General features: G+C 64.5%; 12 protein-coding genes and 2 rRNA genes. 4 read left to right on the top strand and 10 right to left on the bottom strand.

Features of this window, described 5'->3' with window-relative positions; all coding sequences use genetic code 11:
• Positions 1-122: 122 nt before the first annotated feature.
• Together G8A07_RS24645 and rrf are read left to right on the top strand one after the other, a co-directional pair.
• Positions 123-3,002 (top strand): 23S ribosomal RNA (locus tag G8A07_RS24645).
• 179 nt (positions 3,003-3,181) lie between these two features.
• Positions 3,182-3,294: ribosomal RNA gene (gene rrf, locus G8A07_RS24640) — 5S ribosomal RNA — on the top strand.
• An 88-nt stretch (positions 3,295-3,382) separates the two neighbouring features.
• On the opposite strand, the gene G8A07_RS24635 is transcribed toward rrf, so the two are convergent.
• From G8A07_RS24635 to G8A07_RS24620, 4 genes are all read right to left on the bottom strand, one after another.
• The gene (locus tag G8A07_RS24635) at positions 3,383-3,628 is read right to left on the bottom strand and encodes a hypothetical protein (protein WP_195794552.1); all 246 of its coding nucleotides are present in this window, start codon (positions 3,626-3,628) and stop codon (positions 3,383-3,385) included.
• Between the two features lie 40 nt (positions 3,629-3,668).
• On the bottom strand, positions 3,669-4,619 hold the full coding sequence (locus G8A07_RS24630) for an MBL fold metallo-hydrolase (protein ID WP_195794551.1): 951 nt from the start codon (positions 4,617-4,619) through the stop codon (positions 3,669-3,671).
• On the bottom strand, positions 4,616-6,343 hold the full coding sequence (locus G8A07_RS24625; protein WP_249937131.1) for a long-chain-fatty-acid--CoA ligase: 1,728 nt from the start codon (positions 6,341-6,343) through the stop codon (positions 4,616-4,618). Before G8A07_RS24625 ends, G8A07_RS24630 begins: the two co-directional genes overlap by 4 nt.
• Before the next feature lie 77 nt (positions 6,344-6,420).
• A complete protein-coding gene (locus tag G8A07_RS24620) occupies positions 6,421-7,179 on the bottom strand; it encodes a hypothetical protein (RefSeq protein ID WP_195794550.1) in 759 nt (252 codons plus the stop codon).
• A 57-nt stretch (positions 7,180-7,236) separates the two neighbouring features.
• Here G8A07_RS24620 and G8A07_RS24615 point away from each other — a divergent pair, with 57 nt between their 5' ends.
• The gene (locus tag G8A07_RS24615) at positions 7,237-8,148 is read left to right on the top strand and encodes a triacylglycerol lipase (RefSeq protein WP_195794549.1); all 912 of its coding nucleotides are present in this window, start codon (positions 7,237-7,239) and stop codon (positions 8,146-8,148) included.
• Here G8A07_RS24615 and hppD read toward each other — a convergent pair.
• A complete protein-coding gene (gene hppD, locus G8A07_RS24610) occupies positions 8,145-9,278 on the bottom strand; it encodes a 4-hydroxyphenylpyruvate dioxygenase (RefSeq protein WP_195794548.1) in 1,134 nt (377 codons plus the stop codon). The genes G8A07_RS24615 and hppD overlap by 4 nt on opposite strands.
• Positions 9,279-9,403: 125 nt before the next feature.
• On the opposite strand from hppD, the gene G8A07_RS24605 reads away from it, so the two are divergent.
• Positions 9,404-9,886 carry an Lrp/AsnC family transcriptional regulator gene (locus G8A07_RS24605; protein ID WP_195794547.1) on the top strand — a complete coding sequence of 161 codons (483 nt, stop codon included), beginning with the start codon at positions 9,404-9,406 and terminating at the stop codon, positions 9,884-9,886.
• Between the two features lie 4 nt (positions 9,887-9,890).
• Here G8A07_RS24605 and G8A07_RS24600 read toward each other — a convergent pair whose 3' ends face one another.
• From G8A07_RS24600 to G8A07_RS24580, 5 genes are all read right to left on the bottom strand, one after another.
• Positions 9,891-10,496: a methyltransferase domain-containing protein gene (locus G8A07_RS24600; protein ID WP_195794546.1), complete on the bottom strand. Its 606-nt coding sequence runs from the start codon at positions 10,494-10,496 to the stop codon at positions 9,891-9,893.
• A gap of 19 nt (positions 10,497-10,515) precedes the next feature.
• A complete protein-coding gene (locus tag G8A07_RS24595; protein WP_195794545.1) occupies positions 10,516-11,358 on the bottom strand; it encodes an HDOD domain-containing protein in 843 nt (280 codons plus the stop codon).
• Positions 11,359-11,454: 96 nt separating this feature from the next.
• Entirely contained in the window at positions 11,455-11,709 is a 255-nt protein-coding gene (locus tag G8A07_RS24590) for a hypothetical protein (RefSeq protein WP_195794544.1), read from the bottom strand.
• Between the two features lie 42 nt (positions 11,710-11,751).
• Complete coding sequence (locus tag G8A07_RS24585) at positions 11,752-11,943, bottom strand: hypothetical protein (RefSeq protein WP_195794543.1); 192 nt, start codon at positions 11,941-11,943, stop codon at positions 11,752-11,754.
• Positions 11,944-12,341: 398 nt separating this feature from the next.
• Positions 12,342-12,935 carry a hypothetical protein gene (locus G8A07_RS24580; RefSeq protein WP_195794542.1) on the bottom strand — a complete coding sequence of 198 codons (594 nt, stop codon included), beginning with the start codon at positions 12,933-12,935 and terminating at the stop codon, positions 12,342-12,344.
• Between the last annotated feature and the right edge of the window lie 32 nt (positions 12,936-12,967).

The following is a 12,967-nucleotide window of genomic DNA, read 5'->3' as shown; positions in this document are numbered from 1 at the left end:
TCTGCAAATGGCAGAGAAAAGATTGAAGAACGGCATAACGCGTAATACTCAAAACAGTCCGATGAATACAAGATCGGACTGAGTCCTTGACGACAGTGCAGTCAGCGCTGTCAGAGTTATAGGGTCAAGTGACTAAGTGCATGTGGTGGATGCCTTGGCGATTACAGGCGACGAAGGACGTGATAGCCTGCGATAAGCTTCGGGGAGCTGGCAAATTAGCTTTGATCCGGAGATTTCCGAATGGGGAAACCCACCTCGCAAGAGGTATCGCATACTGAATACATAGGTATGCGAGGCGAACCGGGTGAACTGAAACATCTCAGTAGCTCGAGGAAAAGACATCAACCGAGATTCCGAAAGTAGTGGCGAGCGAAATCGGAGTAGCCCTCGTGTTTTAGCAGTTGGCATATCAGAACGGAATGGAAAGTCCGGCCATAGCGGGTGATAGCCCCGTATGAGAAATGTTGATTGTGGAACTAGGCACGAATAGAGTAGGGCGGGACACGTGAAATCCTGTCTGAATATGGGGGGACCATCCTCCAAGGCTAAATACTCGTAATCGACCGATAGTGAACCAGTACCGTGAGGGAAAGGCGAAAAGAACCCCGGGAGGGGAGTGAAATAGATCCTGAAACCGCATGCATACAAAAAGTAGGAGCCCGCAAGGGTGACTGCGTACCTTTTGTATAATGGGTCAGCGACTTACATTCAGTGGCGAGCTTAACCGAATAGGGAAGGCGCAGGGAAACCGAGTCCGAATAGGGCGATTCAGTCGCTGGGTGTAGACCCGAAACCAAGTGATCTATCCATGGCCAGGATGAAGGCACCGTAACAGGTGCTGGAGGTCCGAACCGACTAGTGTTGCAAAACTAGCGGATGAGCTGTGGATAGGGGTGAAAGGCTAAACAAACTTGGAAATAGCTGGTTCTCTCCGAAAACTATTTAGGTAGTGCCTCAAGTATTACCATCGGGGGTAGAGCACTGTTATGGCTAGGGGGTCATGGCGACTTACCAAACCATTGCAAACTCCGAATACCGATGAGTACAGCTTGGGAGACAGAGCACCGGGTGCTAACGTCCGGACTCAAGAGGGAAACAACCCAGACCGCCAGCTAAGGTCCCCAAAATTGGCTAAGTGGGAAACGAAGTGGGAAGGCTAAAACAGTCAGGATGTTGGCTTAGAAGCAGCCATCATTTAAAGAAAGCGTAATAGCTCACTGATCGAGTCGTCCTGCGCGGAAGATGTAACGGGGCTAAGCCAGTTACCGAAGCTGCGGATGTGCAATTTATTGCACGTGGTAGGAGAGCGTTCTGTAAGCCTGTGAAGGTGGGTTGTGAAGCCTGCTGGAGGTATCAGAAGTGCGAATGCTGACATGAGTAGCGTTAAAGGGGGTGAAAAGCCCCCTCGCCGTAAGCGCAAGGTTTCCTACGCAACGTTCATCGGCGTAGGGTGAGTCGGCCCCTAAGGCGAGGCAGAGATGCGTAGCTGATGGGAAACAGGTCAATATTCCTGTACCGATCAATAGTGCGATGTGGGGACGGAGAAGGTTAGCTCAGCCGGGTGTTGGATGTCCCGGTTCAAGCCTGTAGTCGTGCTCGGTAGGCAAATCCGCCGGGCTTAGATGAGGGGTGATAACGAGTCTGCTTGCAGACGAAGTGAGTGATACCCTGCTTCCAGGAAAAGCCACTAAGCTTCAGCTATTGACGACCGTACCGCAAACCGACACTGGTGCGCGTGATGAGTATTCTCAGGCGCTTGAGAGAACTCTGGAGAAGGAACTCGGCAAATTGACACCGTAACTTCGGAAGAAGGTGTGCCTTTAGTAGGTGAACCATTTACTTGGGGAGCCCAATGAGGCCGCAGAGAATCGGTGGCTGCGACTGTTTATTAAAAACACAGCACTCTGCAAAGACGAAAGTCGACGTATAGGGTGTGACGCCTGCCCGGTGCTGGAAGATTAAATGATGGGGTGCAAGCTCTTGACTGAAGTCCCAGTAAACGGCGGCCGTAACTATAACGGTCCTAAGGTAGCGAAATTCCTTGTCGGGTAAGTTCCGACCTGCACGAATGGCGTAACGATGGCCACACTGTCTCCTCCAGAGACTCAGCGAAGTTGAAATGTTTGTGATGATGCAATCTCCCCGCGGAAAGACGGAAAGACCCCATGAACCTTTACTGTAGCTTTACATTGGACTTTGAACAGATCTGTGTAGGATAGGTGGGAGGCTTTGAAGTGAGGACGCTAGTTCTCATGGAGCCAACGTTGAAATACCACCCTGGTGTGTTTGAGGTTCTAACCTTGTCCCGTTATCCGGGATGGGGACAGTGTATGGTGGGCAGTTTGACTGGGGCGGTCTCCTCCCAAAGTGTAACGGAGGAGTTCGAAGGTACGCTAGGCACGGTCGGAAATCGTGCTGATAGTGCATTGGCATAAGCGTGCTTGACTGCGAGACTGACAAGTCGAGCAGGTACGAAAGTAGGACAAAGTGATCCGGTGGTTCTGTATGGAAGGGCCATCGCTCAACGGATAAAAGGTACTCTGGGGATAACAGGCTGATACCGCCCAAGAGTTCATATCGACGGCGGTGTTTGGCACCTCGATGTCGGCTCATCTCATCCTGGGGCTGTAGCCGGTCCCAAGGGTATGGCTGTTCGCCATTTAAAGAGGTACGTGAGCTGGGTTTAAAACGTCGTGAGACAGTTTGGTCCCTATCTTCCGTGGGCGCTGCAAGATTGAGAGAGCCTGCTCCTAGTACGAGAGGACCGGAGTGGACGCACCTCTGGTGTACCGGTTGTCACGCCAGTGGCATTGCCGGGTAGCTAAGTGCGGAAGAGATAACCGCTGAAAGCATCTAAGCGGGAAACTCGTCTCAAGATGAGTCTTGCCGGGGCCTTGAGCCCCCTGAAGAGTCGTTCGAGACCAGGACGTTGATAGGCTGGGTGTGGAAGCGCAGTAATGCGTTAAGCTGACCAGTACTAATTGCTCGTGAGGCTTGACCCTATAACTTTGACAGTCCAGACCATCTGGCATCTGCTCAAAGACCAGGATTACAAGTTACGTCGTTCTTCAAACTGAAGACGCAATCAAATCAAAGCTGATTCACGCACTATAGCCATCGCTATAATGCAACTCTACGAATTGGGTTTGCTGTTCCAGCAACAGCAGACCAACCAGTCAAGCCTGATGACCATAGCGACTTGGTCCCACTCCTTCCCATCCCGAACAGGACAGTGAAACGAGTCAGCGCCGATGATAGTGCGGATTCCCGTGTGAAAGTAGGTCATCGTCAGGCTATTTACCCCCAAAACCCCTCTCAGAGTTCCTCTGAGAGGGGTTTTGCTTTTGGCGGCTTCAAATAAACCCGAAGTCATTGATTGACGTCAGTGAATATTCGCACTGGAACTCGTCGCGCTCCAATATTGCTCGCGTTGATGATGGGTTGCCCCTTGGTGGCTGAGGATCAGCGCATGCGGCAGGCGCACCATTCCAACGGAGGCTGAAGCTGTAGCGTCGTTGCGACCACGCGTGAGCATGTCCAGCGCGCAGGGGCGCCGTGCTTCGGCGGCGCCAAATCCCGGCAGTTCCAGCTGCGGTACCGAGGATGCGGAAGTAGGCATCGTGGCCATGGACGACCTCCATCGCTGGTCGCCGTGAGGCGAAATTCCCTCAGCGACAGCCGATGGTAGCGCCGTTCAGCCGCAGGGCGCCGCTCTTGGCCAGCTCCTGCAGCAGGGATTCGGTCCAGTCGGCCAGCGGGAGTTGCGAGGCGAAATGGAGCTGCCACATCCGCTGATGGATAGTCGCCTGCGTCGCGAGCCAGGTCTCGAGCTCCGCGCGGCTGCAATGGCCTACCTCCAGCATATGGAACATCAGTAGGGCCTTGGCCGCGTGGCGGGTGTGGCGTTCGGGGTATTGCCTAAAGAAGGCCAGCCGCGACCTCGCCTCGCCCAACGCGCGGCCGACATCGGCGAACATGGGGCCATGGCCCGGGATGACGCAGCGGATGCCGGGTTGCAGGCTCTCGATCAGATCCAGCGTCGCCTCCACCTCGTCGAAGCCCGCTTCTCCGTCGAGCTCGGGGAACACGATGCCGAAGCCATGCTCCCACAGGGCGTCGGCCGAGATCAGCACGCCGGCCTCGGGTTCGAAGAACACCAGTGAATGCGGATCATGGCCCGCCGCGGCCAGGCATTGCCAGTCGCGGCCGGCCTGGCCGAGTGTTTGACCCGGCAGCAGGGCCTGCACGGGATGAAAGCGTTCGCAGCGCTGGCCGGTCGGCCGGTAGCTGAGCCTCTCCTCGTCCCAGTCCAGCACAGCCGCGTAGTCGCCCGGCGGGATCCAGATCGGGCAGCCATGCTCGGCGGCGAGGCGGGCATTGCCGCCGCAATGGTCGGAATGCAGATGGGTGTTGACGATCAGGCGCAGCTTGTCGCCGGCCAGCGCCTCGCGCACCAGCGCGGCGGTCTGTTCGCCCTGGCTGCAATAGCCGCTGTCGACCAGCAGCGCGCCGGCCGGATCGCCGCACATCAGGACCGAGTTCGACGACAGCCAGCCGCGCTCCAGCACCCGCAGGTCCGGCGGCAGCAGGCCCGCCGCGGCGGAGCTCCCGTCGCTCATGCGCTGCTGCTGCGCAGCTCGCGCCGCAGGATCTTGCCGACATTGCTTTTCGGCAGCTCGTCGCGGAACTCGATGTACTTGGGCCGCTTGTAGGCGGTCAGCTGCGCCTGGCAGAAGGCGCTCAGGTCCTCCTCGGCCAGGGTCGGGTCTTGCTTGACGACGTAGAGCTTCACCGCCTCGCCGGAGCGGGCATCGGGGATGCCGACCGCGGCGCATTCCAGCACGCCGGGATGCATGTTCACCACCTGCTCGATCTCGGTCGGGTAGACGTTGAAGCCCGAGACCAGGATCATGTCCTTCTTGCGATCGACGATGCGGATGAAGCCGCCCTCGTCCATCACGCCGATGTCGCCGCTCTTGAAGAAGCCGTCCGCATGCATCACGTTCGCGGTCTCGTCCGGGCGGTTCCAGTAGCCGGCCATCACCTGCGGGCCGCGGATGCAGATCTCGCCGCGTTCGCCGACGGGCTGGTCGCGGCCCTCGTCGTCGCGGATCGCCACCTCGGTGTTGGGCACCGGCAGGCCGATCGAGCCGTTGAACTCGTGCACATCCAGCCGGTTGATCGTCGCCACCGGTGCGGTCTCGGACAGGCCATAGCCCTCCACCACCGGGCAGCCGGTGATCTTCAGCCATTTCTCGGCGGTTGCCTGCTGCACCGCCATGCCGCCGCCGTTGGAGATCACCAGCTCGCTGAAGTCCAGCCGGGCGAAGGCCGGGTCGTTGGCCAGCGCATTGAACAGCGTGTTGACCGCCGGGAACAGGTTCACCCGGTAGTTCCGCAGGGTCGCGATGAAGCCCGGGATGTCACGCGGATTCGTGATCAGCAGGTTCATCATGCCCAGGCGCGCGCCGAGCATGTAGCAGGCCGTCAGCGCGAAGATGTGATACAGCGGCAGCGCGCAGACCGTGGTCAGCGGCTTGTCGCCCAGCTTGTTCAGCATCGGCGCGAACCAGGCCTCGGCCTGCAGGATGTTGGCGACCACATTGCGATGCAGCAGGGTGGCGCCCTTGGACACGCCGGTGGTGCCGCCGGTGTACTGCAGGAAGGCCACGTCGTCAGGCCCGAGCTCGACGCGCCGCAGATGCAAGCCGGCCCCCTCTTCGAGCGCGCGGCCGAAGCGGGTCACGCTGCGGCCCTCGCCGGTCGGCAGGCGGAATTCCGGCACCATCTTCTTCACATGGCGCACCGCGAAGTTGATCAGCGGGCCCTTCCACCAGCTGAGCAGATCGCCCAGCCCGGTCAGCAGCACATGGTGCACCGGCGTGCGCTCGATGACCTCTTCCAGCGTGGCCGCGAAGTTCTCCAGCACGATGATGGCCTGCGCGCCCGAGTCCTTCAGCTGATGCTCCAGCTCGCGCGGCGTGTAGAGCGGGTTGACGTTCACCACCGTGTAGCCGGCGCGCAGGATCGCGGCGATCGCCACCATGTACTGCAGCACATTGGGCATCATGATGGCGACGCGCGCGCCGCGCGGCAGCTCCCGGGCTTGTAGCCAGGCGCCCAGCGCCTGCGACAGCTCGTCCACCTGCCGGAAGCTCAGGCGCTGGTCCATGCAGGCGGCCGCATCGCGGTGTGCGTATTTGCGGAAGGCCTCCTCCAGCAACTCGACCAGCGAGCGGTAGGTGTCGACGCGCACCTCGGCTGGCACGCCTTGCGGGTAGCTCTTGAGCCAGGGGCGGGCGACGGTCTCTTCGCCGATCTCGGGGGCCAGCAACGCATTCACCGGATGTCTCCTTCGTGGGGTGCCGTCGACATGCGGCGTTCTCGGCTCCGATGGTCGGGCCGGGTCCGGAGTGCGGGTTAGGGGAGTTGCCCTAGCACCGAGTCGCCTGCGGGACAGTCGGCCACGCGCTGCGGCGCCTGTGGGGAGAACAGCGCCGCGGCCAGCGCGCGCTCGCGCCAGGCCACGGTGTCGAGGAAGTCCGCCGCGCCGCCCATGGCCTTGAAGGTGTCGAAGCCCGACTCCAGGAAGCGCTGCAGCTCCGCTAGCCCCGCGGCCGTGGCCGGGCCGCGCATCATGCGCAGCGCCTGGCGCAGCAGCGGCTTGCGCGTCAGCGCGTCGAGCGCCAGTCCCACCGACAGCAGCAGCTCGATCTGGCGCTCGCGCTGCGCCGGCGTGGCCGCGGCCTGCCAGGCGCGCGCATAGTCGGCGGCGTCGAAGCGCGGCCGGTCCAGCAGCTGCGCGCCCATCGCGCTGTCCAGCTGCTCGGACAGGCCATGCAGCTCGGCCAGCTGCGCCACCGTGTCGACCACCTCGGCCGGGAATAGGCGCACCAGCGCCGGCACGACGCGCGCGAACTGCGCATCGCGGCGGCTGAAATCGGCAGGGCCGTAGAGCTCATCGAGGAAGAACTGCGCCGCCGCCGCATAGCGAGGCACGGCCAGCAGGTCCGCATAGCTGCGCTCGAAGCGCCGCTGCTGGTAGGCCTTCAACGCCTGCACCCGCGCCGGCAGGCCCGGTCGCGCGGCGCGCGCCGCGATCTCGGCCTCGACGCGCCGCAGCTGTTCCAGGATGCGCGCGCGTTGCGCCTCGGCGCGGCTGGAGGTCTTGTCGCCCATGGCCGCCATTGTGGCGTGGCGATGACGGTCGGCGCCGATCGGCGATGATGCGGCGCGATGAATGCACAGATACAACGTCTGCAGGTGCTGCTGCGCCTGCTGCTGGCCGGCGGCCTGCTGGTCTGGCTCTGGCCCGCCGAGGGGCCGCTGGTGGCGCTGACCTGGGCCGCGCTGGGCTTCTGGGGCTACGGGCTGGTGATGCTGCTGGGCTTCCTGGCGCTGCCGCTGATCAATCGCGGCGAGGCGACGCCGGCGCCGGCCCTGCCGGGGCTGCTGCGGGCCTGGTGGCAGGAGTTCTGGGCCTGCGAGCGGGTCTTCGCCTGGCAGCAGCCCTTTCGGGCGGCGTGCGAGCCGGACCATCTGCCCGATGTCGCGAACGCGGCGAACGGCCGGCGCGGCGTGCTGCTGCTGCATGGCTACAGCTGCAATCGCGGCCTGTGGAACGGCTGGTTGGCGCGCCTCCGTGCGCGCGGCCATGCCTGCATCGCGCTGACGATGGAGCCGGCCTTCGGCTCGATCGATGCCTATGCAGATGAGATCGAGGCTGCGCTGCGCCGGCTGGAGCGGGCCACCGGCATGGCGCCGCTGGTGGTGGCACACAGCATGGGCGGGCTGGCGCTGCGCGCCTGGTGGCGCCGCCATGGCTGCGGCGATGCCGGGCGGCTGCACCGCGGCATCACGCTGGGCACGCCGCATGCCGGCACGGTGATGGCGGCGCTGGGCTCGGCCACCAATGCGCGCCAGATGCGCCGCGCCGGCGCCTGGCTGGGCGAGCTGGGCGCGGCGGAAACGCCGGCCTTTCGTGCCCGCCTGATCTGCTACTACAGCAATGCCGACCAGGTGGTGTGCCCGGCCGGCACCGCGGCGCTGGCGGGTGCCGAGGCCCGCTACAAGCCGGGCCTCGGGCATCTGCGGCTGGTCTTCGACCCCGGCCTGTTCGCCGAGGTGCTGACCGAACTGGACGCTTAGGCTTCCGACTTCTCGTCTTTGAGCACGCCGCGGCGGATCTGGTCCAGTTCGATGCTCTCGAACAGGGCCTTGAAATTGCCTTCGCCGAAGCCCTCATTGCCCTTGCGCTGGATCAGCTCGAAGAAGATCGGGCCGATCACTTCCTTGGTGAAGATCTGCAGCAGCAGTTCCTTCTCGGCGCCCAGATGCGCGGCGCCGTCGATCAGGATGCGCAGGCGGCGCAGCTCGTCGACCTTCTCGCCATGGCCCGGCAGGCGCTTGTCGATCAGGTCGAAGTAGATGTCGATCGTGTCCTGGAATACCACGCCGCCGTTCTTCATGCCCTCGACGGTGGTGTAGATGTCGTCGGTGCCCAGCGCGACGTGCTGGATGCCCTCACCGTGGTAGAGGTCCAGGTACTCGGCGATCTGGCTCTTGTCGTCGCTGCTCTCGTTGATCGGGATGCGGATCTTGCCGCAGGGGCTGGTCATGGCCTTGCTCTTCAGGCCGGTCAGCTTGCCCTCGATGTCGAAGTAGCGCACCTCGCGGAAGTTGAACAGGCGCTCGTAGAAGTCCGCCCATTCCTTCATGCGGCCGCGGAACACGTTGTGCGTCAGGTGGTCGATGTAGGTCAGGCCGTTGCCCTTGGGGTTGGCGTCGACCGGGCGCCCTTCAGCGTCCAGCAGCGGCACGAAGTCCACGTCGTAGATCGAGATATTGCCGATCTCGCCGGCGGCCGCGCCGTTCTTGCCTTGCCAGCGGTCGACCAGGTAGATCAGCGAATCGCCGATGCCCTTGATCGCCGGGATGTTCAGCTCCATCGGGCCGGTCTTGTTGTCGAAGCCCCAGGCGCCCAGTTCCAGCGCGCGCTGGTAGGCGTAGCCTGCGTCCTTGACGCGGAAGGCGATCGCGCAGATCGAGGGGCCATGCAGGCGCGCGAAGCGCTGCGCGAAGGCATCGGTCTCGGCGTTGATGATGAAGTTGACGCCGCCCTGGCGGTACAGCGTCACGTTCTTGTGGCGGTGCTTGGCCACGGCGGTGAAGCCCATGGTCTCGAACAGCCGGCCCAGGGCGGCGGGATCGGGGGCGGCGAACTCGATGAACTCGAAGCCGTCGGTGCCCATCGGGTTGTCCCAGGGGGTGAATGCCATGGCGGGGTCTCCTGCTTTGAATGCCTTGCGATAGGTCAAGACTGTAGGAGCGCAGGGGCGCAGGATTCCTGCGATCTCAGGCGTGGGATGGCGCAATGCTGCAGGAATCCTGCGAAACTTCGGATATGGAAGGCGACATCCAGCTCGACGCGATCGATCGGCGCATTTTGAGGGCGCTGCAGCAGGACGGCCGCGTCACCTATGACGCGCTGGCGGCCCAGGTCAACCTCTCGGCCTCGGCCGTGCTGCGGCGCGTGCGGCGCCTGGAGGAGGGTGGTGCGATCGCCGCCTATGTGGCCCTGGTGCGGCCGGAGAAGGTGGGCCTGTCGCTGACCGCCTACATCAATGTCAGGCTTGAGAAGCAGACCGAGAGCCACAAGCGCAACCCGATGGACCTGTTCCGCGCCGCGGTGCAGACCTGGCCCGAGGTGGTGGAATGCGCGGCCCTGACCGGCGACATGGACTATCTGCTGCGCGTGCTGGTGCAGGACATGGCGCATTACGCCCGCTTCATCAGCGAGACCCTCTTGAAGCACCCCAGCGTGCAGGACTGCAAGACCAGCTTTGTGCTGGACCGCCTGAAGAACACGACGGCCGTGCCCTTGTAGCCGCTCAGCACCGCGTCAGCACCACCGCCAGCTCGAACCAGCCGCGCTCATGCGCAACGGCCGGGTAGGGCGGCGCCGGCCAATCCCACAGCGAAGCCGGGAACAGCACGCGCATCGCGTTGATGTCGCCGTGATAGGGCGGGCCCTCGACCCGACCTTCGGCCGCGCCCTCGCGGCGCGCCTGCATGAAGAGCGCCAGCAGCCGCCCGCCCGGTTTCAGCCAGGCATGCAAGCGATCGGCATAGCGCCGCCATTGGTCCGGATGCAGCGCGCACAGGCAGGTCTGCTCGTAGATGCGGTCCAGCGGCGCCTCCGGGGCCCAGTCCAGCACATCGGCCTGCAGCACCCGGCCCGGCAGATCGCCCAGGCGCTCGCGCGCCAGCGCCACCGCGGCCGGCGCATAGTCCAGCCCGGTGGCGGCGATGCCGGACCGGCCCAGGGCCACCAGCTCATGGCCGCGGCCGCAGCCGGGCACCAGGGTGGCAAGGCCCGGCGCCAGCTGGCCCTCGTCCAGCCAGCGCTGCAGCTGCGGATGGGCCGCGCCGCGGTCCCAGGGGGTGTCGCCGTTCTCGAAGCGCTGCTGCCAGAAGTCCAGGGTCGGTCCGCTCATCGGGAGATCGTGCTTTCTTTCAGTCGAGTTCGTGCAGCAGGCGCTCGGTGGCCAGCGGGCCCAGGTTCAGCAACTGGGCGATGTCGCTGATGTCGTCCGGCACCGCAGCATCGTCCCAGCCGTCGGCCGTGTGGCGCGCCAGGCGCACCGCCAGGCGCACCGTCTGCACCTGCGGGTCGAGGCCGCGCTTGTCGTCGGTGATATGGGCCAGCAGCTCGGGCAGATGCCAGGTCTTCATCAGGGCCTGCTCGAGGTCGGCCAGCTCGATGTTCAGCAGCTCGCGCTGCACCGCGGCGCTGCGCAGCTGGCGGTCGGCCTGCTGGCGCGCGCGGATCTCCAGCGCCAGCGCCGGCGCATGCACCCACAGCAGCATCTCGGCGAAGTCATGCAGGCTGGCGGCGCTGTGGATCACGGCCGCGTCCGGGTCGGCGCGGTGCGCCGCGAAACCCAGCGCGAAGCGCGCGGCGCGGTCGGCGCGGCGCAGCACGCGCTGCAGCCCGGCCAGCGCCGCCGGCTGGTCGGCCAGGCGCTGCTCCACGGTGGGCTGCGGCCCGAAGGCGGCGAAAAAGGGCGTGATGCCCATCCAGACGATCGCCGCCGTCACCGTCTCGGCATCGGTCAGCAGTCGCCCAGAACGGTGCGTGGCCGCATGGGCCAGCACCTTCAGGGTCATCAGCGGGTCGGTGGCGATCATCTCCCCGATGCTGTTGGCATCGAAGGCATCCTCATTGGCGCGCATCAGCTCCAAGGATTCGGCCGTCGTGGCGAGCACGGGGATCTCCGCATCGCGCAGGGCCGCCGTCCAGGCGGCCAGATCGGGCGGGGCCTGGCGCAGCGGCAGGGCAAGAGCGGGCGGGTTCATGCAGGATCACCTCGGGATGATGGTGATCGTATATCGGCATGATCTCGCCCGTCTTGACGCCCAGGACCAGCCGCGCCAGGCCCATCAGTACCGGAATCACAGGCGCGTGACACCCGGCAGGGTGCCGATCAGTTGGCCGTCGACATACAGCGCCCCTTCTGGCGCGCCGGCTTCGGCGTAGAACTCCAGCTCCGGCGCGCGGCGCCGGCGGGCCTGCACCCGGGCCAGGCGCTCGGCCAGCCGCAGCATGCCGGCGCCGGTGCGGCGCAGGGTACTGGCCAGGCCGCGGCGCCAGGCTTCGGCGGTGATGGCGGCCTCGGGGTGGCGGCCCATCGCATACACATGTTTCATGATGATTCTTCTCCCGTCGGGATGCCCCGCTCGCGTCGCGAGTCAGGGGCTGCGGTCTAGAGGCACGAGCTGACGGACTTCCTTCAGCAGGGCGGTCTTGGCTTGCTGGCGCTGCGACTTGCTCGCGGCGTCATGGCGGCCGGCCTGACGCAGCAGGCTCGGCGCCACCAGCGGATTGCGCGGCTTGCGCAGGCTCAGGCTGAGCTGCGGCCGGGGAGCGGTGAACTGAGACATGAACTCTCTCCTTGCGAGCCGGGCTCGCGGCAGAACAATGGGCGATGCGGCGGCGCCACTGCAGCGCGGCAGCGTCATCGGAAGCAAAACAACATCAACGCAGAGCCCGCGGGGCGGCTCTTGAGCGAATGGCGGGCGCGCGGCGGATGCACAAGAGCGTCGCCTTCCCTCGGGCCACGGTTCTGGGCCCGCAAGGGAGTCGGCGTCGTTGCATCAGCGCGGCGGCTGGCCGGGTCGGATGGGTTGGCCTGTCGGCGTTTGGGGTGTCGTTGCGGTGAACCACGCCGCAACTTGCGCAAATGATAAACGATTGATTATCTTGCGCAAGTGCTTTTTATCTGAAGAGATAAACAAATTAGGGGTGACGGCAACGCCGCCCACGCCCGCGCCTCAGTGTCTCAGCGCTTCTTCGGTTTCAGCGGCGCGATGCCCTGCTGCAGCTTGCGCCAGGCGTCGACGGCATCGTCCACCGCGGGCGCGGCGGGAACAGCGGGGGCCAGGGGCGAGCGACCGGCGGCGGGCGCCTGCGGCGCACGCGGTGCGGCCGGGGCCGGCGGTGCGCCGGGGGTCAGCACCTCGCCCAGCAGGTCCAGCAGCCGGGTGCGGGCGCGCTGCGGGTGGCGGCGGTAATAGGTCAGCACCAGACCGACGATGAAGCGCTCGTCGTCGTCCTGCGGCAGGCTGGGCGGCGGCTCCTGCGCACCGGCGGCCGCGCCCGCGGCCTGCGGGCCATGGGCCTGGTCCATCCAGCCGGCGGGCTTGTGGCTCAGCTGCTCGAACTGGCGCGCCAGCCGTTCGCCGATCTGGCGCGAGCGGCTCTTGATCTGGCTCCAGTAACTCGGTTGGATCTGCAAACGCTCCGCGAACCGGCGCTCCAGCCCGCGCAGGGCGGCGGCATCCGGATGCTTGACGGTGGCGGTGACGAACTCTTCAAACAGGAGCATCGCGTTGTCCAGACGGATCTGTGCGACGTCCCGGGGGGCGGTGGACATATGCGTATGATAAAGCTGCCTTCATCCAGGAC

The organism is Roseateles sp. DAIF2 (assembly GCF_015624425.1).
Lineage (GTDB): Bacteria > Pseudomonadota > Gammaproteobacteria > Burkholderiales > Burkholderiaceae_C > Kinneretia.
This window is presented reverse-complemented; position numbering and strand designations above follow the sequence as displayed.